The 21,423-nt window shown below is 58.4% G+C and carries 19 protein-coding genes; 8 read left to right on the forward strand and 11 right to left on the reverse strand.

The window, feature by feature from the left end; genetic code table 11:
* The first annotated feature begins 37 nt into the window (after positions 1–37).
* Both C5P05_RS32985 and C5P05_RS32990 read left to right on the forward strand, forming a co-directional pair.
* Positions 38–946, forward strand: a complete 909-nt coding sequence (locus tag C5P05_RS32985; protein WP_114974076.1) for a LysR family transcriptional regulator — start codon at positions 38–40, stop codon at positions 944–946.
* A 130-nt stretch (positions 947–1,076) separates the two neighbouring features.
* Positions 1,077–1,505 carry an Hsp20/alpha crystallin family protein gene (locus tag C5P05_RS32990; protein WP_114974077.1) on the forward strand — a complete coding sequence of 143 codons (429 nt, stop codon included), beginning with the start codon at positions 1,077–1,079 and terminating at the stop codon, positions 1,503–1,505.
* Positions 1,506–1,529: 24 nt separating this feature from the next.
* Here the strand turns inward: C5P05_RS32990 and C5P05_RS32995 are convergent, their stop codons facing one another.
* The 4 genes from C5P05_RS32995 to C5P05_RS33010 all read right to left on the reverse strand — a co-directional run bounded on the left by C5P05_RS32995 (position 1,530) and on the right by C5P05_RS33010 (position 4,897).
* A complete protein-coding gene (locus C5P05_RS32995; protein ID WP_157979505.1) occupies positions 1,530–1,934 on the reverse strand; it encodes a hypothetical protein in 405 nt (134 codons plus the stop codon).
* 92 nt (positions 1,935–2,026) lie between these two features.
* Positions 2,027–2,680: an ABC transporter ATP-binding protein gene (locus C5P05_RS33000; protein WP_114974079.1), complete on the reverse strand. Its 654-nt coding sequence runs from the start codon at positions 2,678–2,680 to the stop codon at positions 2,027–2,029.
* A complete protein-coding gene (gene miaA, locus C5P05_RS33005; protein ID WP_114974080.1) occupies positions 2,677–3,729 on the reverse strand; it encodes a tRNA (adenosine(37)-N6)-dimethylallyltransferase MiaA in 1,053 nt (350 codons plus the stop codon). Before miaA ends, C5P05_RS33000 begins: the two co-directional genes overlap by 4 nt.
* Positions 3,707–4,897, reverse strand: coding sequence for a multidrug effflux MFS transporter (locus C5P05_RS33010; RefSeq protein WP_332871380.1), 1,191 nt, complete (start codon positions 4,895–4,897; stop codon positions 3,707–3,709). The genes miaA and C5P05_RS33010 overlap by 23 nt, the downstream gene beginning before the upstream one ends.
* 362 nt (positions 4,898–5,259) lie before the next feature.
* Between C5P05_RS33010 and C5P05_RS33015 the strand changes: the two genes are divergently transcribed.
* The 6 genes from C5P05_RS33015 to C5P05_RS33040 all read left to right on the forward strand — a co-directional run bounded on the left by C5P05_RS33015 (position 5,260) and on the right by C5P05_RS33040 (position 15,314).
* Entirely contained in the window at positions 5,260–7,068 is a 1,809-nt protein-coding gene (locus C5P05_RS33015; RefSeq protein ID WP_114974082.1) for a PAS domain S-box protein, read from the forward strand.
* Positions 7,065–7,733 (forward strand): response regulator transcription factor, encoded by a 669-nt coding sequence (locus C5P05_RS33020; protein ID WP_114974083.1) that lies wholly within the window; start codon positions 7,065–7,067, stop codon positions 7,731–7,733. The genes C5P05_RS33015 and C5P05_RS33020 overlap by 4 nt, the downstream gene beginning before the upstream one ends.
* Positions 7,734–7,871: 138 nt before the next feature.
* Positions 7,872–8,630: a Crp/Fnr family transcriptional regulator gene (locus tag C5P05_RS33025; protein WP_114974084.1), complete on the forward strand. Its 759-nt coding sequence runs from the start codon at positions 7,872–7,874 to the stop codon at positions 8,628–8,630.
* Between the two features lie 199 nt (positions 8,631–8,829).
* Positions 8,830–11,460 (forward strand): chemotaxis protein CheB, encoded by a 2,631-nt coding sequence (locus C5P05_RS33030; RefSeq protein ID WP_232834756.1) that lies wholly within the window; start codon positions 8,830–8,832, stop codon positions 11,458–11,460.
* On the forward strand, positions 11,447–13,297 hold the full coding sequence (locus C5P05_RS33035; protein WP_114974086.1) for a diguanylate cyclase: 1,851 nt from the start codon (positions 11,447–11,449) through the stop codon (positions 13,295–13,297). The genes C5P05_RS33030 and C5P05_RS33035 overlap by 14 nt, the downstream gene beginning before the upstream one ends.
* A gap of 175 nt (positions 13,298–13,472) precedes the next feature.
* Positions 13,473–15,314 (forward strand): adenosylcobalamin-dependent ribonucleoside-diphosphate reductase, encoded by a 1,842-nt coding sequence (locus tag C5P05_RS33040; protein WP_114974087.1) that lies wholly within the window; start codon positions 13,473–13,475, stop codon positions 15,312–15,314.
* Here the strand turns inward: C5P05_RS33040 and C5P05_RS33045 are convergent.
* From C5P05_RS33045 to lon, 7 genes are all read right to left on the reverse strand, one after another.
* Positions 15,300–15,461 (reverse strand): universal stress protein, encoded by a 162-nt coding sequence (locus C5P05_RS33045; RefSeq protein ID WP_114974088.1) that lies wholly within the window; start codon positions 15,459–15,461, stop codon positions 15,300–15,302. The genes C5P05_RS33040 and C5P05_RS33045 overlap by 15 nt on opposite strands.
* A 55-nt stretch (positions 15,462–15,516) precedes the next feature.
* Positions 15,517–15,975 carry a host attachment protein gene (locus C5P05_RS33050; RefSeq protein ID WP_114974089.1) on the reverse strand — a complete coding sequence of 153 codons (459 nt, stop codon included), beginning with the start codon at positions 15,973–15,975 and terminating at the stop codon, positions 15,517–15,519.
* A gap of 25 nt (positions 15,976–16,000) precedes the next feature.
* Positions 16,001–17,635 (reverse strand): chaperonin GroEL, encoded by a 1,635-nt coding sequence (gene groL, locus C5P05_RS33055; protein ID WP_114974211.1) that lies wholly within the window; start codon positions 17,633–17,635, stop codon positions 16,001–16,003.
* Between the two features lie 111 nt (positions 17,636–17,746).
* Positions 17,747–18,172 carry a hypothetical protein gene (locus C5P05_RS33060; protein WP_114974090.1) on the reverse strand — a complete coding sequence of 142 codons (426 nt, stop codon included), beginning with the start codon at positions 18,170–18,172 and terminating at the stop codon, positions 17,747–17,749.
* A 29-nt stretch (positions 18,173–18,201) separates the two neighbouring features.
* A complete protein-coding gene (locus tag C5P05_RS33065) occupies positions 18,202–18,663 on the reverse strand; it encodes an RT0821/Lpp0805 family surface protein (RefSeq protein WP_114974091.1) in 462 nt (153 codons plus the stop codon).
* Between the two features lie 79 nt (positions 18,664–18,742).
* Positions 18,743–18,952 carry a hypothetical protein gene (locus tag C5P05_RS33070; protein WP_114974092.1) on the reverse strand — a complete coding sequence of 70 codons (210 nt, stop codon included), beginning with the start codon at positions 18,950–18,952 and terminating at the stop codon, positions 18,743–18,745.
* A gap of 45 nt (positions 18,953–18,997) precedes the next feature.
* Positions 18,998–21,421, reverse strand: a complete 2,424-nt coding sequence (gene lon / locus C5P05_RS33075; protein ID WP_198674937.1) for an endopeptidase La — start codon at positions 21,419–21,421, stop codon at positions 18,998–19,000.
* Positions 21,422–21,423 lie beyond the last annotated feature (2 nt).

A 21,423-nucleotide genomic window follows, 5' to 3' on the forward strand; every position in this document is an offset into this window, starting at 1 on the left:
CAGCGTCTGCCCCAGCGTATTCACATCGGAGAGCTGCATGACCAAACTTGATCCCGTCTCGTTGAGGCTTTTTGTCGCCGTGATGGAGGAGGGCACGATTGTCGAGGCGGCCAACCGCGAGCACATAGCCGCGTCAGCGGTCAGCAAACGCATGAGCGAGCTGGAGCAAACCCTCAACACCGAACTCTTTGTGCGCAGCAACAAGGGCACCGTGGCCACAGCGGCGGCCTTTGCCCTGCTCAATCTGGCACGCAGCGTGCTCAATGACCTGGACGATATTTTTGAGCAGATGAGCGACTATTCTTCCGGCACGCGTGGCCATGTCAGGGTGTTCGCCAACATCTCTGCCATCACGCAGTTTCTGCCCGACGAGCTGAAATCCTTCATGGTGGCCTATCCGCTGGTGCAGATCCATCTCCAGGAGCGAATTAGCTCGGTCATTGCCAAGGCCGTGGCCGACAACATGGCAGATATCGGCATCCTCAACGCCGGCAACTACGGCGAGAACCTGACACAGTTGCCCTACCACGATGACGAACTGGTGGTCGTCGTCCCGGTCGGGCACGCGCTGAGCGGCAAGAAATCCGTGGCCCTGCATGAGGCACTGGACTACGATTTTGTGGGGGCCCATCCCAATAGCGCGATCAACAACCAGCTGACCAAGGCGGCGGGCGATCTGGGCCGCACGCTGCGCCTGCGGATTCAGGTCAGCAGTTACGACGCGCTGTGTCTCATGGTGGCGGCCGGCCTGGGCATTGGTTTAATTCCGCGCAAGAGCGCGCAACTGTATGTCCGGTCCCTGAAGATCAAGTGCGTGACGCTCAGGGAGCCGTGGGCGACCCGAAAGCTGGTGGTGTGCGTGCGGACTTACGAGGCCTTGTCGCCCGTTGCCAAGCTGCTGGTCAACCATATCAGCGGGGCGCCGGTGCCCAGTTTGTCGGTTTGATTTCCATCAACGCGGATTCTTTGGTGTCTTGAATAATGATTTCTACGTGCTGGTATTGATTGAAGACTGATGTCCGTGGTCATCGGGGCTGCGGGGCGGCATCAAGAGCATTCATGCCCTGGAGAAGATGATGAAACCACGGGTGATGCGCGGCAGTCTTTTGGATGATATTTTCAGGGACGTATCCCCTGGTTTTTACGTCACGTCCCTGCACGGCGATCCCTTGCCAGAGCCTGTCCAGATCAAGATGGACTTGAAGGAGAACGATCTGGCCTACACCGTCCACGCGGAGTTGCCCGGCGTGAGCAAGGACAACATCTATGTGTCCTTGAGTGGCAGCGTGGTTATGCTGCGCGCCGAGGTCAGGCAGCATGATGTCCAGACCCAGGACGACAAGGTGTTGCGCAATGAGCGGTATTTTGGTTCGCTCAGCCGCAGCTTTCAGCTGCCCCTGGAGATTGAGCCCTCACAGGCTCGGGCCCGGGTTGACAACGGTGTACTTACGCTCACCTTGCCGAAAAAACTGGGCGGCGGCGTGCAGCGGCTCAAGATTGAGTGACTGCCCCGCGCGCACGTTGCAGTCTCAGGGTTTCAGGCCCGCACACGCATCGCGACGTGGCTGCGCGAGAGGCTTGCCACCCTTTTCCTTGGCGCGTTCCGTCATCAGCGCGTGGTGTTCGTCCATATAAGTTTTGCATTCCTCATACGTCTTTGTGGAGCGCATGTGCGTACGGTGCTCATTGCGCTCCGCCCGCGTCATCATGGACCAGCCGGGGGTGAAATCCGTGCCCCACTGTGCAGCGCGGCCGGGGCCGGAGCCCATTCCCGGCCCCATACCCCGGCCCATGCCGCCGGGTGCGGACGCGGCTGAAGCAGGGCCAGCGGCCGGACCTGCGCCGCCTTGTGTCTGCGCCAGCACTGAGGTGCCCAGCAAGGCCATCGCGGACGCCGCAACAGACGAAACCACCCATAAACGCATTGTCTTCATGGAAGCCCCCAGTGGTAAAGAAGCCACTTTTATACCCGCCTGGGTATCAGGAGCCCTTGTAAAATATCAATATATAAGTGGAAGATGAACTTCTAGTCCAGCGGGCCAAGCCCGTCGGCAGACAGCCTGAGCACCCGGTCAGCCCGCGCGGCAGCCGCTTGCGAGTGGGTGACCAGCACCAGTGAGGCCCGGTGTTGGCGGGTCTGGGCAATCAGCGCATCCATCACAAGGGCCGCCGTGGTCGGGTCGAGATTGCCGGTGGGCTCGTCCGCCAGCAGCAGGGTGGGGCGGTGAATCAGCGCCCGCGCAATCGCCACGCGCTGCAACTGGCCACCACTGAGTTGCTGCGGCAGGCGTGGGCCCAGACCCGCCAAACCCACGGCCTCCAGCATGGCCTGCACCCGGGCGTCGTCCTGCTGGCCGAGCAGCATCAGCGGCAGCGCCACGTTTTGCGCCACGTCCAGGTGTGGCAACACATGAAAAGCCTGGAATACAAAACCTATTTTTTCGCGGCGCAGCAGGGCGAGCCGATCGTCATTCAGGCGACCCAGATCAAGCCCGTCCAGCAGCACCGAGCCGCTGCTCCAGTGGTCCAGCCCGGCCATGCAGTTCAGCAGCGTGGACTTGCCCACGCCGGACTCACCCACAATGGCGACAAACTCGCCGGTGGCGACCGTCAGCGACACCTGGCTGAACACGGCCACCTCGCCGTAGTGCTTGCTCAAGTTGGTGACCACCAGGCTCATAGGCCGTTTTCTGCAAATTTCTTGGCAATCGCCAGTACCTGTTGCAGGGCTGCAGGGTCATCGCAGGCCACCATGCGGCGCTGGGGCATGGAGCGCAGCCAGGTAATCTGGCGTTTGGCGAGCTGACGCGTGGCAAAAATGCCCTTGTCGCGGAACGCCGCAATGGGTGGCGGCGTGCCCGGTCCGTGCGCTTCAAGCGCGTCCAAATATTCCCAAGCCTGGCGGTAGCCGACACAGCGCATGGAAGGCAGGTCGGGGTTCAGGTCGCCACGGGCGCGCAGGGCTTTGACTTCATCCAGAAAACCGGCGGCCAGCATGGAGTCAAAGCGCTGGGCAATACGCTGGTGCAGCCAGGCGCGGTCCGTGGGCTCCAGTGAGATCAGCCGCGTGTCGTTTTCCGGGTATTTATGATCATTTAGGCCTCTAGCCACTGTGTTACCTGCGTGAGTAGCTATTATTTTAGTAGTATGAAAGGACGACAGCGCTTGCCCGGAAATCCGGAACACTTCCAGCGCCCGCTGAATGCGTTGCGAATCCGCCGGGTTCAGGCGCGCCGCCGTCACCGGGTCCACCAGCGCCAGCGCGGCGTGCATGGCGGGCCAGCCTTTTTGTTGCGCCTCTTCTTCCAGCTCGGCACGAATGGCCGGGTTGGCCTTGGGCATGGCGTCGATGCCGTCCAGCAGCGCCTTGAAGTACAGCATGGTGCCGCCCACCAGCAGGGCCAGCTTGCCACGCGCCGTGATGTCGGCGATCAGGGACTGGGCGTCGGTCACGAACTCGGCGGCGCTGTAGGCCTGCAGTGGGTCGCGGATGTTGATCAGGTGGTGTGGCACGGCGGCCAGTTCTTCAGCCGTGGGTTTGGCCGTGCCGATGTCCATGCCACGGTAGACCAGTGCCGAGTCCACGCTGATGATCTCCGTGTCGTGCTGCCGCGCAATCGCCAGCGCGGCCGCCGTCTTGCCCGAGGCCGTGGGGCCGGCCAGGGCCAGGTAGCGCAGGGTGCTGCGCGCGGGTGCCGCGGCGTTTTCAGTGTTCACCGGTTTTTCCATGCTTTTGCACCACCGTCCATGCCGCCAGCGCGACCAGCGCGCTCCAGAACCAGACGCCATAGGCCAGCGGCAACACCGTGCCGTCCATGTGCGTGCCCAGCCAACCGCCCATGGCAAAGGCGGCCAGCATCATCAGGAAACCGTTCAATGCCGAGGCGACACCGGCCGCTTGCGGGAATGGCCCGACTGCGCCGCTCTGCCCGCAAGGCTGGTGAACACCGTGCGCCAGCATGAACAGGTAATAGGGCAACATGATGGCCCAGGAAGTGTGCACGCCCGCCAGCGCCAGCACGCCCATCAGCGTGCCGCCGGTGAGCGACACCCCGCCCGCGATGGCCACGGAGCGGCGCACGCCAAATCGCGGCAGCAGACGCCGGCACAAGAATGTGCCCAAAATGTAGGACAGTGACATCGAAAACATCAGCAGTCCATATTGCGTTTTGCTCAGCCCCAGCACCTTGATGAATACAAAAGAGGAGGAGGCCAGAAACGTGAACAGTCCACCGTAGGACGCGGTGGACAGGGCCGAGAACGCCAGAAAAGTGGGGTTGCGCAAAATGATGAGCCAGGTGCGCGCCAAGGTGGCGGGCTTTAGCGCATTCATGTTTTTTTGGGGTACGGTTTCCAGGAAGCGCAGCGCCACCAGACCCAGGCACACAGCACCAAAAACGGCCAGCGCCAGCAGGGCGATGCGCCAGTTGAACAGGTCTGACAGCAGGCCACCCAGTGGGGCACACAAGCAGGCAATCACGCCCAGCCCGCTCAAGCCTTTGGACATGACGCGCGCACCCTGAAGCGGTGTGTACAGGTCGCGTACGATGGCGCGGGCGCACATCACGGCAGCGCCCATGGCGGCGCCCTGCACGGTACGCCAGACAATCAGCATGTCCATGCTGGGTGACAAGGTGCTGGCGACCGACGCCAGCACGTAGGCCACCATGCCCGTCAGCAGGATAGGGCGTCGTCCATACCGGTCCGACAGCGGGCCCCAGATCAGTTGCGACAGGCCAAAAGCCAGCAGCAGGGCAGTCAACGTTAGCTGTGCCTGCGCCATGGGCGCACCAAAGCCTTCAGTCAGCGCGGGCAGCGCTGGCAGGTACAAATCCGTGGTGATCGGTTGCAGGCCTAACAGCAGTGACAGGATGACAACCGTCAGGCCAGGTGGCATCGCGGGAATGGCCGTGTGAGGGACCGAAAGTGGGGGGCGAACAGACATCCGCGTGAGCGTATCAGATCACCGCCCCGCATCCGCCTGTCCTGCGGGCCCCGCCATTCGCACCCCTTGCCCGCCAGGCGTCCTGACGAACCGCGACGGACAGAGCTTATGCCTGGCACGAGCGTCGGGTTTGATAACCCGCAAACGCAAACCTGATAACCCGCATTGCCACGTGCTTGGCGCTATACGCTATATCCAGTCTCCTGTAAGATTTACCAAATACTTTTATGTAAGCTTTTGTGAATTTTTTGGCAATCCCATTGGATATTTCATGCGAACCTCCAACCGCGTTAACCGTCACGGAAGCCTCCTCTATGGAGAATCCTTCTGAAGAGTCGTCCAAAAAACTACAGCTCAGCTACAGGCTGCTCTTTGAGCGCAATCCCCTGCCCATGTGGGTTTATGACGCCAAGACCCTGCGCATGCTGGCCGTCAACAAAGCCGCATTGGCGCATTACGGTTACAGCGAGCAGGAGTTTGTCGGCCTGACCTTGCTGGATCTTCACCATGAAGACGATATAGCGCAAGTGCAGGCACACCTCAAACTCCCCGTGGAACAGCAGGCCGCAACGAAAGTGTGGCGACACAGGCGTCGCAACGGCGATGTGATGGAAGTCGAGATGGTGACCGAAACGCTGGAGCTTGATGGCACTTACGCCAGCGTGGCCCTGGTCCGGGACGTAACCGAGCAGCGTCGTACGGAACAGGCACAGCGGGATCTGGTCGACCGGCTGGCGACCACCATGGAGAGCATCACCGATGCTTTTCTGACACTGGATCGGGCGTGGCACATCACCTACGTGAACTCACGTGCCGAGCAAACATTGCGCAGTCTTCGCGGTGAGTTGCTGGGATGCAATCTATGGGAAAGGTTTCCAGAGACGGTTGGCAGCACGTGTCACGTCGAGTTTGAACGTGCCATGGCTGAGAATGTCCCGGTCAGTTTTGAGGCGTTCTATCCGCAGTGGGGGGTGTGGCTGGAAGTGAATGCTTTCCCGTCCGTACTAGGCTTGGCCGTGTACTGTCGCGATGTGACTGAAAAGCACGCCAGTCGGAAGCGGCTGATTGAGGAGCGCGAGACACTTGCGGCGGTGGTCAATTCGACCGAAGACGCCGTCATCAGCGTTGGTGTCCAAGGGCTGGTCAAGATGTTCAACCCGGGCGCCGAGCGCGTTTTTCGCCGTACCCAGGCCAGCATGCAGGGTCAAACCATGGAGGTGCTACTGCCTGAGCGCTTCCGGGCTGCGCATCGGCAGCATCTGCGCCCTTTCGCCGAATCAGGGGTGGTCAGTCGCATGATGGGCATGGGCCTGGTGAAGGGGCTTCGCTCGGATGGGCAGGAGCTTGACCTGGAGGGCACCATCTCCCAAGTGACGGTTTACGACCAGCAGGTGCTGATTGTCAATCTGCGCGATGTCACGAAACGCCTGCAAGACGATGCTGAATACAAGCATTCACGGGCGCAGCTTTCGGAGCTGACACAAAGGCTCATGACGCAGGAGAAGACCCTCGTCAAACGCCTGGCTCAAGCCTTGCACGACCAATTGGGGCAGACGATGGCGGCCATTCGCATGGCACACGAAACAATCATTACGCTACAGCGTGGCAAGACCACGCCGGGCATCGACAGTCTCCAGGCGCAAATGGGAAAACTCATCAGCCAGGCCATCCGGCAGGTCCGGCAAGTGCTGATCGACTTGCGCCCACCCTTGCTGGAGGAGCACGGGCTCGCGGCAGCGCTTGACAATGAGCTTCGCAATCGATCGCTGACGCAGCCACATGTTGATATCTCGGTTTCGGTACCGCCAGAATTTGCCTTGTTGCGCTGGCCAAGCGAGGTCGAATATGCCGCCTTCATGGTGGCCCGGGAAGCCGTTGAAAACTCCTTACGGCATTCGGGCGCATCGTCTGTGGCGGTCCGACTCACGGGCACGGCCAACTCGTTGCATCTGGAGATCGCTGACAAAGGCGTCGGGATCACGCCTGGCGCCACACAGCGAACCGGTCATCTGGGCATTCTTGGCATGCAGGAGCGGGCACAGGCGATTGGCGCCACTGTGACGGTCAATTCAGAGCAATCCAATGGAACGTGCGTGCGTTTCAGCTGGCAGCCCTCGCCATGACCCGCTTGTACCTGGTCGACGACCACCAGCTCATGCGGGAGGGTTTGCGCGCCCTGCTGGAAGCGAAAGGGCACAAAGTCGTGGGAGAGTCGGCCGATCCCACCGAGGCGCTGGCCGACCTGCTGCGCCTGCGCCCCGAGGTGCTGCTGCTTGACCTGAATCTTGGCGGTCGGTCGGGGTTTGAACTGCTGGCAGAGCTGCAACGTCGAAGCTTACCGACCCGGTGTGTCGTTTTGACCATGTCGGCGCAGCCACGCAATGTGGCCGAGGCCCTGCGCATGGGGGCGAGCGCCTATGTACTCAAAGGCTCTGCAGGGAGCGATCTCCTGGCCGCCATTGACGCGGCTGTCCAGGGGAAAAAACATCTCGGTGCTGAAGTGGCCGATCTTGCGCTGCAGGTCTTCACGCAACAGGATGACGCCGACCCCCTGGGTGCGCTGTCACCGCGTGAGCGGCAAATCATTGCCTTGGTGGTCGACGGCGAGTCCAGTGCCAAAATCGGCTTGAAACTTCATCTGTCACCCAAGACAGTCGCCACCTACCGCAGTCGCCTGATGGCCAAACTGGGCGTGAGCGACGTCCCGGGGCTGGTGCGATTGGCTATTCGCTGCAAGCTGATTGACTCCGAGGACCAGGGAATCAGGGGCCGTCGCGCCTCGGATTAGTTGTTTGTACTGTCCATGACTGCCTGCGCAATGCGTCGATATCTCCCTACAGACGGAACGCAGGGCGACACCTAAAGTTGTTCCCGGGGATTCGCTTAAGCGCCCACCGGGCGCGGCATCCGGCAAGAGAGCAACAACATGATGAATGTTCAAACATTACCGAGCGCAGCCCGTTGGCAGCCCTCGGCCAGTCAACCTGTGCTTAAGCTTGACAGTGACGAGCGCTGGTCGGACTTCCCTGAAGTTTTGAATTTACTGCGGTTTGATGGTCAATTGCACGGAATGAACGACACCAGCCTTTTCAGGCGTCGTCGCCTCAAGGCAGGTCAGTCCGCCTTGCGTATGGGTCAGCCTTTTGAGGGGCTGTATGTGGTCCGACTCGGTTCCCTGAAAACGTCGATGACGCATGTTGACGGGGCTGAACATGTGCTGGCCTTTCCCATGAAAGGGGATTTGCTCGGTTTTGACGGGATCTGCAAAAACAAGTATTTGAGCGAAGTGGTGGCCTTGACGGATTGCGACTTGATCAAGATACCTGACACGGAATTGTTCTCGCCAGGCCGGGGTTGCAACGACATTGAGCGCATGGCTTATTGGGCCATTAGCCGCGAAATCGTTCAAGAGCAGACAACCTACGCCTTGACTCACTCCGCCAAATCCGAAGCCCGGGTTGCCCGCTTCCTGCGTGTCCAGTCGGAACGTTTTGCCGCCATGGGTTACTCGGCCAACCGATTTACATTGCCGATGACCCGGCGCGACATCGGTAACCACCTGAACGTCACACTGGAGACCGTCAGCCGTGCCTTCTCGGCACTGGATCACCTCGGAATCATTTCGGTCGAAAGGCGTGAAATCAAAATTCTCTCCCTAGAAGCGCTGCGTAAATTTGAGGCTTGACGAAGTGCAGTGCGATTGAATCCAGACGCACATTCTTCTTCAAGGTGTAGTTGCGCTGGTGCGGGGCATTTCCAGCAGATTTCATTGCAGGTTTGGTGACAGGCGTGCCTTTACCGGCCAGTCATCTCCGTTTACACTTTCATAAATAACTGACGGTTTGACCGTCAGGCGGACTTGGAAAAGACCAAACGGAGTTCGATTGGAAAAAAATAAAGTGCTTCTGGGGAGCGCTCCTTTTCCCATTGTCGGTATCGGTGCTTCTGCCGGGGGCCTGGTAGCCTTAGAGCAGTTTTTGTCGCACGTGCCGGTGAATAGTGGCATGGCCTACGTGGTTGTGCAGCACCTTGACCCCCATCGACAGGGCATGCTGGTTGAGTTGCTGCAACGTCATACCCCCATGCCGGTTGTTGAGGTCCAGGACCAAATGCCAATGGCGCCTGACCATGTTTACGTGATTCCACCGGGACGCGACCTCTCCGTGCTGCACGGCGTGCTTCATTTGCTGGAGCCCATGGCGCCACGCGGTCTGCGCCTGCCGATTGATTACTTTTTCAAATCGCTGGCAGAAGACCAACAACAAAACAGTATCGGTGTCATCCTGTCCGGCATGGGTTCGGACGGTACGCTGGGCCTGCGCGCTATCAGACAGGCGGCTGGTGCGTGCTTTGTCCAGACACCGGCTGCAGCCCAATTTGACAGCATGCCGCGTAGTGCGATTGATGCAGGTGTGGCGGATGTCGTCGCCTCGGCCGATGAACTGCCGGACAAAATCCTTGCCTATGTCGGTCGCGTCCAGCTCGGAGCCCACGCCGAAACCGAGTTCGAAGCTGATCAAAAAGATGCTGGGCTGCTGGACCAAATCATTGTCCTGTTGCGCACCCAGACCGGGCATGATTTTTCCGCATACAAAAAAAGCACTATTTCGCGGCGAATTGAACGGCGCATGGGTCTGCATCAACTGGCCCGGATTGGTGACTATCTGCGCTATCTGCGCGAGAACCCGAAAGAGTCTGAGCTGTTGTTCAATGAACTGCTGATCGGCGTTACGAGTTTCTTTCGTGATCCCTCAGTATGGGATCAGATCAAAACAGAAGTTATTCCGGCATTGCTCGCAAGCCACCCGGATGGCGCTGTGTTGCGGGCGTGGACGCCAGGCTGCTCAAGCGGGGAAGAGGCCTACACGCTGGCGATGATTTTCAGGGAGGCCCTCGAACTTGCCAATCCGGCCCAGCGGTTTTCGCTCCAGATTTTTGCCTCGGACCTGGACAAAGAGGCCATCGCCGTGGGGCGCGCGGGTGTTTACGCGCGCAGCACAGCCGCTGATGTGTCAGAAAAACGATTGAACCGATTTTTTGTGGAGGATGCAGGCGGTTACCGAGTTTGCAATGAAATTCGCGAAATGGTCATCTTTGCGGAGCAAAATATTATTGCAGATCCGCCTTTTACCAAGCTCGATCTGTTGAGTTGCCGCAACCTGTTGATTTACCTGGAGTCTGCATTGCAGGCCAAATTAATTCAGCTATTCCATTACAGCCTCAATACCGGAGGCTATCTGGTGCTGGGCAGTGCGGAGTCCACGGGCACCGCCACCGGACTGTTTTTCCCCTTGGCCGGAAAATCGCGGATATACCGGCGGCTGGATGCCTCTGCACGTGTGCTGCCCGTTGGTTTTCCCTCATCGTTCATTCAGCACCAATCCAGGCCGTGGAGCGACGTAGCATTGGATCACGGTGATTTATCATCGGCGCCGAATCTTCAGTTGTTGGTGGAGAAAATGGTTTTGCAGCACTATGCACCAGCCGCCGTCCTGGTTACGAGCCAGGGAGAAATGCTCTATTTCAGCGGCAAGACCGGAAAATACCTTGAGCCTGCCAGCGGCAAGCCCAGTCTGAACCTGTTTGCGATGGCGCGAGACGGGCTCAATCAGGCGCTGAGCGAGGTATTTCACCGGGCCGTTCGCGATAAAACCGTGGCCAAACTGAAAAATGTGAAAGTCGACGGAAGCGGTATCAAGCAATATGTAGATGTGGTCGTTCAGCCATTGGAGGAGCCGGCGGCAGTCCGGGGAATGGCCTTCGTCGTTTTCAATGATGTCGCTGCGCCCCCTCGCAGGCAAAAGAGGAGTACAGCTGACATGGGGGCGGGTGACGGTCTGCGCATGGAGGCGCTGGCGCAGGAGCTCCAGCAATCAAGGGAAGACGCGAAGGCCACCCGGGAGGAAATGCAGACATCGCAGGAAGAGCTAAAGTCGACCAACGAAGAATTGCAGTCCACCAATGAGGAATTGCAGTCCACCAATGAGGAATTGACAACGTCCAAGGAAGAGATGCAGTCCATGAACGAGGAGTTGCAGACGGTCAACCATGAGTTGCAAGCCAAGGTGACAGAGTTATCGCGCGCCAGTAATGATATGAAGAACCTGCTCGACAGCACCGAAATTGCGACCCTGTTTCTGGATGAATCACTCAATGTGCGGCGCTTCACCCCCCAGACTACCCACCTCATTAAACTGATTCCCGGCGATACGGGGCGGCCAATTACCGACATCGTGACTGATTTGAACTATCCGGAGATGGTGCCAGACGCGCGTGAAGTTCTGCGCACACTGGTGTTTCGGGAAAAGGATGTGCCAGCGACCGATGGGCGCTGGTTCAAGGTTCGCATCATGCCCTATCGAACACAGGAAAATCGGATAGATGGTCTGGTGATCACTTTTTCGGACATTACTACGAGCAAGACGCTGGAGCTGGAGTTGTGCGCTACGCAAGCCAGACTTCAGGCACATATGGGTCACTCAGAAGCACAAGGTGTTGGTAATGGGCTTTCGTAGAAATCCGTCGAGTTTTCGTGAGTTGCGGGAGTTGGCGGAAAAACGTTTTCCAGGCCATTTGAAAAGTAACGCCACGGCCCTGAGCCTGGTGGAGGCTCAGCAGTTATTTGAAGAGCTCGAGATCCATCAAATTGAACTGGAGTTGCAAAACGACCATCTGAACGCAACGCGGGCGCAACTTGAGATGGCGCTGAATCAAAGCAGCGAGCTTTACGATTTTTCACCGGTAGGCAGCCTGACGCTCGACCGGGCAGGCGTCATTACGAAGTTGAACTTGTCGGGAGCGAATTTGCTGGGGGGGGAGCGTGCCCGCCTACTGGGCAGCAGATTCGCACAGTATGTCGCTGACGCAGATCGTTCCGTGTTCAATGCCTTGTTGGTGCAGGCCACAGCAACCGGCGATGTTCAGGGTGGCGAAATATCGTTGGCAGAAAAAGGGCTGATCGCACCGTATGTACAAGTCCGAATTGCGCCGCTTCCGGAAGACCTGGGATGGCAGCTAATTTTGGTGGACATCACTGAGCGCCGGCAAATTGAGGAAAGACTGCATGCAAGCGAGCAGCGCTGGAAGTTGGCGCTGGAGGCGGCCGGATATGGTGTTTGGGATTGGAATCTGCTGACGGGGGACGTGGTTTTTTCAAAGCGGTTCGGGGAGCTTTTTGGCTTCAATGACAACGAGTTCGGGCATCACATTGAAGACTGGAGTTCCCGTATTCACCCGGATGACAAACAGCGTGTGATGGCAGATATCCAGGAGCACTTTGCTGGCAAGACGTCCAATTTATTCAATGAGCATCGGGGGCAATGCAAGGACGGCAGCTGGAAATGGGTTCTTTGTCGGGGTGCCATCGTGAGCCGCGATGCAGAAGGCAAACCGTTGCGGATGATCGGCACGCATGTTGATATCACGGGCAAAAAACAGACAGAAGAGGCTCTGCTTGTCTCTGCCCGGTTTCAGCAGGCCGTATTTGACTCCCTGTCGGCCCAGATTGCAGTTCTGGATCGCCACGGCACGGTGATTCAAACCAATGCGGCCTGGTGGAAGTACGCGATTGATAACGGGTATGCAAATGCCCCGAGCTTTATTGGAAACAACTATCTGGAAATTCTCGATTGCGTGACTGGAAGCGACCGGGAAACGGTCCTGGCGGCCTCGGCGGGTATCGCCGCAGTAGCTTCCGGCGAAGTGTCTCAATTTCAGTTGCCGCATCCCTTTTTTACACCCTTGGACAAGCGGTGGTTCATCATGAAAGTCACGCCGGTGCACGACGTTGATGAGCGGATTGTTGTCAGCCACGAAGACGTCACCAAGCTCAAGGCCGCCGAACTGGCCAGTTTGACTCTTGCGAACATTGACACTTTGACCGGCGCGCTCAGTCGGCGAAATTTTCTGAATTTAGCCGAGCAGGAGTTGGCCCGGTCAATACGCTATCAATTGCCACTTATGCTGCTGATGCTGGATCTGGACCATTTCAAGCTTATCAATGATCGGTACGGGCATGCCGCGGGCGACGCGGTTCTGCACGGATTTGTCAAGACGGTGGCTGCTGTTTTGAGAGAGTCTGATTTGATTGGTCGCATCGGCGGGGAAGAGTTTGCGGTTTTGTTACCCAACACAACGCATGAAGGCGGGTGCGCGCTGGCGCAACGGGTCGTCGAAAGTGTTCGTGCCAGCCCGGTTGAGGTGTGCCATCAGTGCATTCCGTACACAGTCAGTATTGGGGCGGGTTGTTTGTCGAACGAGACATCATTTGCCGCATTGCTTGGTGTGGCCGACGCTGCGCTGTACCGGGCGAAAAACGGTGGTCGAGATCGACTGGAAGTGGCGCCCACATAGCCCACCAACGGAAACGTTGGACGAGCTCGCCATTCGAACCTTGGCAAACGATCTGAAGCGAGTCGATTCAGACAGCCTCACGTAGAGTTGAAGGTTGCCGGCCATTGCGATTAATCAAACGTGTTTGGCATGCGCTGGCTACGCTGAAACCTTGTCTTGATCTTCTTTGTCCGCCATGCCTACGACCTCACTCAAAGCTCAGATTTCGGAGCATGTCTGGCGTACCAAATACCAGTGGTCTGAGGGCGGTCACATGCATGAGCCTTCCATCGAGGCCACTTGGGATCGGGTGGCGCTGGCCGTTTCTGGTGCAGAGGCGCACCACCATAATGAATGGCGTGAACGATTTCGAGCCATTCTGGGTGACTTTCGCTTCTTGCCTGGAGGCCGGATACTGGCGAGTGCTGGCACATCGCGCCGGGCTACCTTACTCAATTGTTTTGTGATGGGTCCGATGGAGGATTCAATACAGGGTATTTTCAACGCCCTGCGCGAAGCCATGCTGACCCTGCAGGCCGGTGGCGGCGTAGGGGTTGACTTTTCCACCTTGAGGCCAGCCGGTTCACTGGCGGTGTCAAGCGGTAGCGTGGCCTCGGGTCCTATATCCTTCATGAAGGCCTGGCAGGCGGCCAACGCCGTGCTGGCGTCGAGTAACCCGCGTCGTGGTGCCATGATGGCAACACTGCGTTGCGACCACCCTGATATTGAGTCATTTATTGAAGCCAAAATAGCCAGCGGCGCAGTCCAGCATTTCAATCAATCGGTGTTGCTCACGGATGAATTTATGCGTGCCGTCGAGGACGACGGGCTCTGGCCGCTGGTTTTTCCCGTCGGGGCGCATCCTGTCCCCGAGGACGGTGAACTGTGCGTTCGGATTTGGTCTGGTGGCGTGACGCCCCAGCCGTGTCTGGTGCACCGGCGTATACCAGCCCGCGCCTTGTGGGACAAACTGCTGGCGGCCATACATGCTGGCGCTGAACCTGGAGTTCTGTTTATTGATCGGATCAATAGCGCCAACAACCTTTGGTACTGTGAGCGCCTGTATGCGACGAATCCCTGTGGGGGTGTACCTCTTCCTTCAAATGGTGCCTGCAACCTTGGGTCCATCAATTTGACACGGTTTGTGCAGAATCCTTTTGCCGAACATCCCCGCGTCGATTTTGGCGGGCTGAAGGCAGTCGCTTCCGTTGCGACGCGTTTTCTGGACAACGTGCACGACATCTCGCTGTTCCCGCTCAAAGCCCAGGAAAAAGTGGCGGAGGCCTGCAGACGAGTCGGGCTTGGCGTGACCGGATTGGCCGACATGTTGGCTATGCTGGGTCTGCGTTACGGCTCGCAGGCGAGCATTGATCTGACACACGAGATCATGCGCACAATCAGGGACACGGCCTATTTCACATCGATTGCGATTGCCCAGGAGAAAGGTGCGTTTCCTGAGTTTGACAAGATCAAGTTCGGGGCCAGTCCTTTCGTGCTGGGGCTTTCGCATGAAATACAGGACGCCATAGCGCAGCACGGTATTCGCAACAGCCACTTGCTTGCGGTGGCCCCGTCGGATTCCATCAGCTTGCTTGCCAACAATGTGTCAGGCGGCATTCAGCCTATTGCCGCTCTGGACGCCTTGCGTCGCGTGCGGGGACCCGATGGTCAGGTTATGACTTTTGATGTTGAAGACGCCGCGTGGCACCAGTACAAGGCGTTGTACGGACACCATGCGAAGCGGCCCGAACACTTTGTTCAGGGTGTTGATGTGAGCGCTGAAGATCAATTGCGCATGATGGCAACGGTTCAGTCATGTGTTGACAACGCGATCACCAGGGCGATACTGTTACCGAAGAACGCCAACCCGCAAGAGATTGGGTTCGTCGTGCGACGGGCCTGGCAGCTTGGGCTCAAAGGCTGCTCCGTTTACCGTGAAGGCAGCCGCGGGAGCGAGGCCGTGGTTACCTGCAAGAGAATCGAGAGACGGCAAGCGACGGGTCGAGCGAACGACGAGGCGGGCCTATTTAGCCAGTAGTACCGGTACCGGTGACTGATGGATCACCCGTTGGGCGACCAAGCCCAACAGCATGTTGCCGATGGCGCCCATGCCGCGTGTGCCCACCGCTTCGATGGCCCGATTGGCATGCTCAGATCCGTCCACCGCGATCAATATTTTTAGCATTTTTTCCTCCTGTTTTGAAGTCTGTTGTCCGGCACTTGCGTCCTGTACCTTGGCCTTAGTCGGGTAACTCCAGGGCGTGGTTGACGCGCTCCTTTAACTCCGGCCCCGTGTAATGCGTCAAATCGCTTGTCACGCTGCGTCTGAGCGCCTTGCTCGCGGCCGGGCTCAGGAACGGTTTTAAATCGCCCAGCATGGGGCTGGTGGCAATCAGCACCAGCGCATTGCAGCGTTGCGCGGCGATGGCGTCGTTGAGGTAATTGGCAAGCTGGCGGGCAAAGCTGCCACGCTCTTTTGCGTGCGCCTCGGTCTGGGGCTCAAATTGTGTGCCGGCGTGTCCGGTGCGACCATGGCCCTTGCCGGCCGCACCCGTCAGGTCGCCCCCGCCGGCCGCGCCGGCAATGCTGGTTTTCGGGGCTACGAAATCAGCCAACTCGGTCAGTGAATGGTCCTTGGCATGGCGTTCGAAGCAACGCGCCCGGTGTGCATCCGCAATCAGAATCCAGGTTGTGTCCATCAATATTCCTCCTGCTTTGTGTCTGTCAATACATGGGCGCGCCGCCCCCAGCAGCCATCGCACCCTCGTCGTTTGGTGGTTTGGGCGCCGTGGCAATCATGCAATCAGTGGTGAGAATCAGGCTGGCGATGGAGGCGGCATTTTGCAGCGCCAGTCGCGTGACCTTGGCCGGATCGATCACACCCATCTGCAGCAGATCGCCATAGGTGCGGGTCGCCGCGTTGTAGCCAAAGGCCTGCTCGGCCGACTCATCTACCCGGTTGAGAATCACCGAGGGCTCATCGCCCGCATTGCTCACGATACGCCGCAATGGCTCTTCCAGGGCGCGTGCCACCAGACGAATACCAGACGTTTCATCCAGCGTACTGCCAGTCAAGCCGGTCAGGGCCCGACGGGCTCGCAGCAAAGCCACGCCGCCGCCGGGCACGATACCTTCTTCCACCGCTGCCCGGGTGGCGTGCAAGGCGTCTTCCACCCGCAGCTTGCGCTCCTTCAACTCGGTTTCCGTTGCGGCACCGACCTTGATCAGGGCGACCCCGCCTGACAACTTGGCGGCACGCTCGTCTAGTTTCTCGCGGTCATAGTCGCTGCTTGCCAGCTCGCGTTCCTTGCGGATGGTGGCAATGCGTTCCTTGATGGCCTTCGGCTGGCCAGCTCCACCGATCAGCGTGGTGTTTTCCTTGGTGATTTCAGCACGGGTGGCCCGCCCCAAGTCGGACAGTTTGACCTTGCCCAGTGCCAGGCCGACCTCATCACTGACCACCGTACCACCCGTTAGCACCGCGATGTCCTGCACCATCGCCTTGCGCCGGTCTCCAAAGCCTGGGGCCTTGACGGCGCAGGTTCTTAAGGTGCCTCGAATTGTATTGATGACCAGCGCGGCCAGCGAGTCGTTGTCGATCTCTTCGGCGATCACCAGCAGGGGCCGACCGGCCTTGACGATTTCCTCAAGCAGGGGCAACAAGTCCTTCAGTGATGTGAGGCGACCGTCGCACAACAGGATGGACACATCTTCCAGCACCGCGCTTTGCCGTTCGGCATCGTTGATAAAATAGGGCGACAGAAAGCCGCGGTCAAACTGCATGCCTTCCACCACCTCAAGCACGCTGACCAGACCCGATCCGTCCTCGATGGCAATGGCACCTTCGCGTCCCACCTTGTCAATGGCACTGGCCAGCAGATCGCCGATGGAGCTGTCATTGTTGGCCGAGATTGCGGCGACATGGGCGATCTCCTGCGACGTGCTGCAGGGCTTGGCCATCTGCTTGAGTTCCGCCACCACCGTATCGATGGCCAACTCAATGCCGCGCTTGAGGTCCATCGGATTCATGCCGCCCGCCAGATAACGCAGGCCCTCCTGAATCATGCCGTGGGCCAGCACGGTCGCCGTGGTGGTGCCGTCGCCCGCCATCTCGCTGGTGCGGGCGGCCACCTCACGCAACAACTGCGCACCCATGTTTTCAAACCGATCTTCCAGTTCGATTGACTTGGCTACCAGTACACCGGAGTTGACAATTTGGGGCGGGCCGAAGTCGCGTTCCAGAATGACGGTTCGCCCGCGTGGCCCCAGGGTGACTTTGACCGCTTCCGCCAGCGCGTCGACCCCAAGGCGTATCTTTTCCCGGGCGGCGTCGTGAAAAATGAGCTGTTTGGGTTTCATCATGGGAACTGCTGCATTGAGCCCAGGTCAATCTTAGGTTTGGCCCCTCAACTCACGGTTGACAAATCGCAAGTGCCTGGCAGGCCGAAACCCTCGCGCAGTCATTCACTTTTACGCGGAATTTTTGCGAAATTTCTCTATTCCATTTTTCAATCTGTCGAGAGAATTTGAGAACACATCTTTCATCTGATTCCAGGATTCACGCGTGGCGGACGTGAGTTCTGTCAGACGCTTTTGGGTTTCCTGCCATTCGTCTTCGATTGTTTTGATTTCCTCACTCAGTCTGGCTTTAGCCTGTGCGTTGGCCGACTCCGCCTTGACCTTCAGCCCGGCAATCACACCCTGCAATTCATCAAGCTCTTTTTGCGCGGCCTGTGAAAATGCCTCATGTTCCACTGGCGGTTTGGCTTGCTCGGATACGGGAGGGGGCGGTGGGGGCGGCTGTAGCTCAGGTTGGGGTGGCTTGATCTTGTCGCATGAAACACCGGTGGCCGCCATTACCATGATGACACCCGCGGTTGCAAGCAATCGTTTCATCGTGATTCCTTTTGCTGAAGGCGTGGATGCTAGTTGCGAACCTGCCAACTGCCGTCCGGTTGGCGACAGGCAGTGCCGAACACCTTGTCTTTTCTGCCTGCAATCACGGCATCGATGCTGTATTCGCGGCATGGCCCGCTGGCGGTATCAAGGGTGCGGGTGGGCACGACCACGTATTGATTTCCGCTATCCGGGTTTCTCCACGAAGAGGGGACGCCCGTCCTCACGGTTTCAAGCGTATGGGCGGTCCTCATTCTGTCGGTGTCGGACATCGATCGACCGATCGATCCGCCCACAGCGGCACCCGCAAGGCTTCCTAAAATAATGGCCGCCGTGCGACCATCGCCACGTCCGACGTTTGATCCCAGAACCCCGCCTAGCAGACCACCAATGACCATGCCACTCTGCTCCTGCTGACTCTGGTAGTTCGCGCAACTGGTGCTCAGGATTGCGCACATTCCTGCAATGACAAGCGATCTATTTCGCCACATACCAGAACTCCTTATCTTCCCGCCGCGACGAAAACTCCGCAGCTTTTGAAGTCTGTGAACTCACTGGTTAACGGCTGTGCTATTGCGGTTTGCCCCGATTTGACGTGATTTCATCGAGCAGTTTTTGAACCGTTTCTTCAGCATTCTTACGCCGGACCATGTCGGTCTCAAATTGCCAGTCTTTCAGGGACAGTGACAATTCCATGAGCGCATCGCGAAGCTCAAACAGAGCCGAACTCACCTCGCCGATGGCGATCTTCATATCGGTCTTGGATCCTGTATTTTTCATGACCAATCTCCTGATATGTGACTGGTGAAAATATAGCGGAAGCCTCTAATTTGGCAGTTGACTATTCTCAAGCGGGCGCCCCCCGCCATCCTCGATCGCCGCGCGCACCGCCTCCTCGACGTCGTCAAGAAAGACGAATTCGAGTTGCGCTCTGGCTTGCTGTGGGACGTCCTCCAGGTCCTTGCGATTGCGTGCCGGCAACATCACTTTTTTGATACCCGCAGCCATGGCCGCAAGCACCTTTTCCTTGATTCCTCCGACTGGCAGTACCAGGCCACGCAAGCTGATTTCGCCGGTCATGGCGACATCGTTGTGCACGGTGCGGTTCATGAAAAGTGAAGTCAGTGCGATGAACATGGCAACGCCGGCGCTTGGTCCGTCCTTCGGAATGGCACCCGCCGGAACATGAATATGCACATCGGCTTTTTCGAAAATGGAGGGATCGAGTTTGTAGGTTTCGGCTCTCGATTTCAGCAGTGTCAACGCGGCCTGTGCCGACTCCTTCATCACATCCCCAAGTTGACCGGTGAGGATCAAGCGACCACTGCCGGCCGTACGGCTGGCTTCGATGAAAAGAATATCGCCACCTACCGGCGTCCAGGCAAGCCCGGTCGCAACGCCAGGCACTCCAGCCCTCAATGCAACCTCATTTTCGAATTTGGCTGGTCCAATCACCTCAGCCAGGTCTGGCGTGTCAACACGTACGGTCGTCGCCTCGCCTTCGGCAATCCGAACCGCCGCACGCCGGCACACGGCGCCTATCTGGCGCTCCAGGTTACGCACGCCCGCCTCGCGGGTGTAGTCACGAATGATGGAGGCAATGGCGCCATCCGTAATTTCCAGCTGATCAGGCTTGAGTCCACTGTCTTCTAGTTGACGTGCCACCAGGTATCGGCGGGCGATCTCGCGTTTTTCTTCCTGTGTGTAACCTGCCAGGTGCAACACTTCCATACGGTCGCGCAGCGGACCCGGAATGGGGTCGAGCACATTGGCCGTGGCGATAAACAGAACTTGTGAGAGGTCGTACGGCACCGCCAGGTAGTTATCGCGAAAGGTGTTGTTTTGCTCCGGGTCGAGTACCTCCAGCAACGCCGCCGAGGGATCGCCATGGATACCGGCGCCGACCTTGTCAATTTCATCCAGCATCATGACGCAGCCGCGGGTGCCCGCCTTTTTCAGGGCCTGGATGATATTGCCGGGAAGCGCGCCGATATAGGTGCGCCGGTGGCCGCGGATTTCTGCCTCGTCATGCACGCCGCCCAGCGACACGCGTACGAATTTTCGACCGAGGGCCCTGGCAATCGATTGCCCGAGTGACGTTTTGCCAACGCCAGGTGGACCGACCAGACAGAGAATGGGGCCGTGGCCGCCAGGCTTGAGTTTGCGCACAGCCAGAAATTCGAGAATGCGCTTCTTGACTTGATCGAGCCCGAAGTGATCGGCATCCAGCACGCGTCGGGCTTGCGCCACGTCGATGGCATCCGGTTCCGGTGTCTTCCAGGGCAATTCGACGAGCCAATCGAGGTAAGTGCGAACCATTGAATATTCCGCTGAGCCGTCAGACATACGTTCCAGCCGTTTGAGTTCCTTATCTGCCTGTTTGGCCACCTCTTCGGGCATGCGCGCCGCTTCGATCATCTTGCGCAACTCACTTATTTCGGCGGTGTTCCCGCCCCCATCTTCCCCGAGTTCCTTTTGAATTGACTTCAGTTTTTCCCGCAATAAATACTCACGCTCTCGCTGTCCCATGCTGGTTCGGGTTCGCTTGTCGATATCGCGGGAGAGTTCCAGAACTTCAATGCGATGCACCAGCATGTCAAGTACGCGGTCCATTCGCCTGCGCAGATCAATTTCTTCCAATAGCGCCTGTTTCTCGGTCGCTTTGATATCGACGTAGCCGGCGACCAGATCGGCCAGCATGCCTGGCGTCTCAACGCCCTGAACCGCATGGACCATTTCCTGGGGCACCTGTGGCAGCAGTTGCAGGACTTCAACGGCGCGTTCCTTGAGCCGTATAAAGCGAGCCTCGATTTCCTTGTCATCCTGCACGTCGGCTTCAACAATCCGCTCGATTCTTGCCACGGTGAACGCAAAGCCGTCTATAAACCCCATCACGCGAAACCGCTGCTGCCCCTGACAAATGATGTGATGTGTGCCGTCGGGCGTGGTGACGTACCGCAGGATGGAGGCAATCGTTCCCACCAGCGACAAATCATCGGGCTCCGGCGACTCCACGTCGGGGTCGCGCTGCATGAGGATGCCAATGGGCCGCTCAGCTTTTATCGCGTACTGGGCCGCGGCTATCGAGCTTTCACGACCGATGGCAATCGGAATAATCATGCCGGGGAATAGCACCATGTTTCGTACTGGCACAATGATCATGGCATCGTTCGGAACGACGCCGCCCGGGTCGGATGCGCCCCCGCGCGCGGCGGAATCGTCCTTCCCCGCGTCGGGTTTTCCGTTCATGT

Origin of the sequence: Rhodoferax ferrireducens, assembly GCF_003347515.1 — a bacterium.
Lineage (GTDB): Bacteria > Pseudomonadota > Gammaproteobacteria > Burkholderiales > Burkholderiaceae_C > Rhodoferax.

Bases quoted from the DNA above. Each gene is read 5' to 3' on its own strand.
- miaA (WP_114974080.1), bottom strand. From the start codon at position 3,729: ATGGAAAAACCGGTGAACACTGAAAACGCCGCGGCACCCGCGCGCAGC.
- C5P05_RS32990 (WP_114974077.1), top strand. From the start codon at position 1,077: ATGAAACCACGGGTGATGCGCGGCAGTCTTTTGGATGATATTTTCAGG.
- C5P05_RS33025 (WP_114974084.1), top strand. From the start codon at position 7,872: ATGATGAATGTTCAAACATTACCGAGCGCAGCCCGTTGGCAGCCCTCG.
- lon (WP_198674937.1), bottom strand. From the start codon at position 21,421: ATGAACGGAAAACCCGACGCGGGGAAGGACGATTCCGCCGCGCGCGGG.
- C5P05_RS33045 (WP_114974088.1), bottom strand. From the start codon at position 15,461: ATGCTAAAAATATTGATCGCGGTGGACGGATCTGAGCATGCCAATCGG.
- C5P05_RS33050 (WP_114974089.1), bottom strand. From the start codon at position 15,975: ATGGACACAACCTGGATTCTGATTGCGGATGCACACCGGGCGCGTTGC.
- C5P05_RS33065 (WP_114974091.1), bottom strand. From the start codon at position 18,663: ATGTGGCGAAATAGATCGCTTGTCATTGCAGGAATGTGCGCAATCCTG.
- C5P05_RS33070 (WP_114974092.1), bottom strand. From the start codon at position 18,952: ATGAAAAATACAGGATCCAAGACCGATATGAAGATCGCCATCGGCGAG.
- C5P05_RS33040 (WP_114974087.1), top strand. From the start codon at position 13,473: ATGCCTACGACCTCACTCAAAGCTCAGATTTCGGAGCATGTCTGGCGT.
- C5P05_RS33015 (WP_114974082.1), top strand. From the start codon at position 5,260: ATGGAGAATCCTTCTGAAGAGTCGTCCAAAAAACTACAGCTCAGCTAC.
- C5P05_RS33000 (WP_114974079.1), bottom strand. From the start codon at position 2,680: ATGAGCCTGGTGGTCACCAACTTGAGCAAGCACTACGGCGAGGTGGCC.
- C5P05_RS33010 (WP_332871380.1), bottom strand. From the start codon at position 4,897: ATGCCACCTGGCCTGACGGTTGTCATCCTGTCACTGCTGTTAGGCCTG.
- groL (WP_114974211.1), bottom strand. From the start codon at position 17,635: ATGAAACCCAAACAGCTCATTTTTCACGACGCCGCCCGGGAAAAGATA.
- C5P05_RS33060 (WP_114974090.1), bottom strand. From the start codon at position 18,172: ATGAAACGATTGCTTGCAACCGCGGGTGTCATCATGGTAATGGCGGCC.
- C5P05_RS32985 (WP_114974076.1), top strand. From the start codon at position 38: ATGACCAAACTTGATCCCGTCTCGTTGAGGCTTTTTGTCGCCGTGATG.
- C5P05_RS32995 (WP_157979505.1), bottom strand. From the start codon at position 1,934: ATGAAGACAATGCGTTTATGGGTGGTTTCGTCTGTTGCGGCGTCCGCG.
- C5P05_RS33020 (WP_114974083.1), top strand. From the start codon at position 7,065: ATGACCCGCTTGTACCTGGTCGACGACCACCAGCTCATGCGGGAGGGT.
- C5P05_RS33035 (WP_114974086.1), top strand. From the start codon at position 11,447: ATGGGCTTTCGTAGAAATCCGTCGAGTTTTCGTGAGTTGCGGGAGTTG.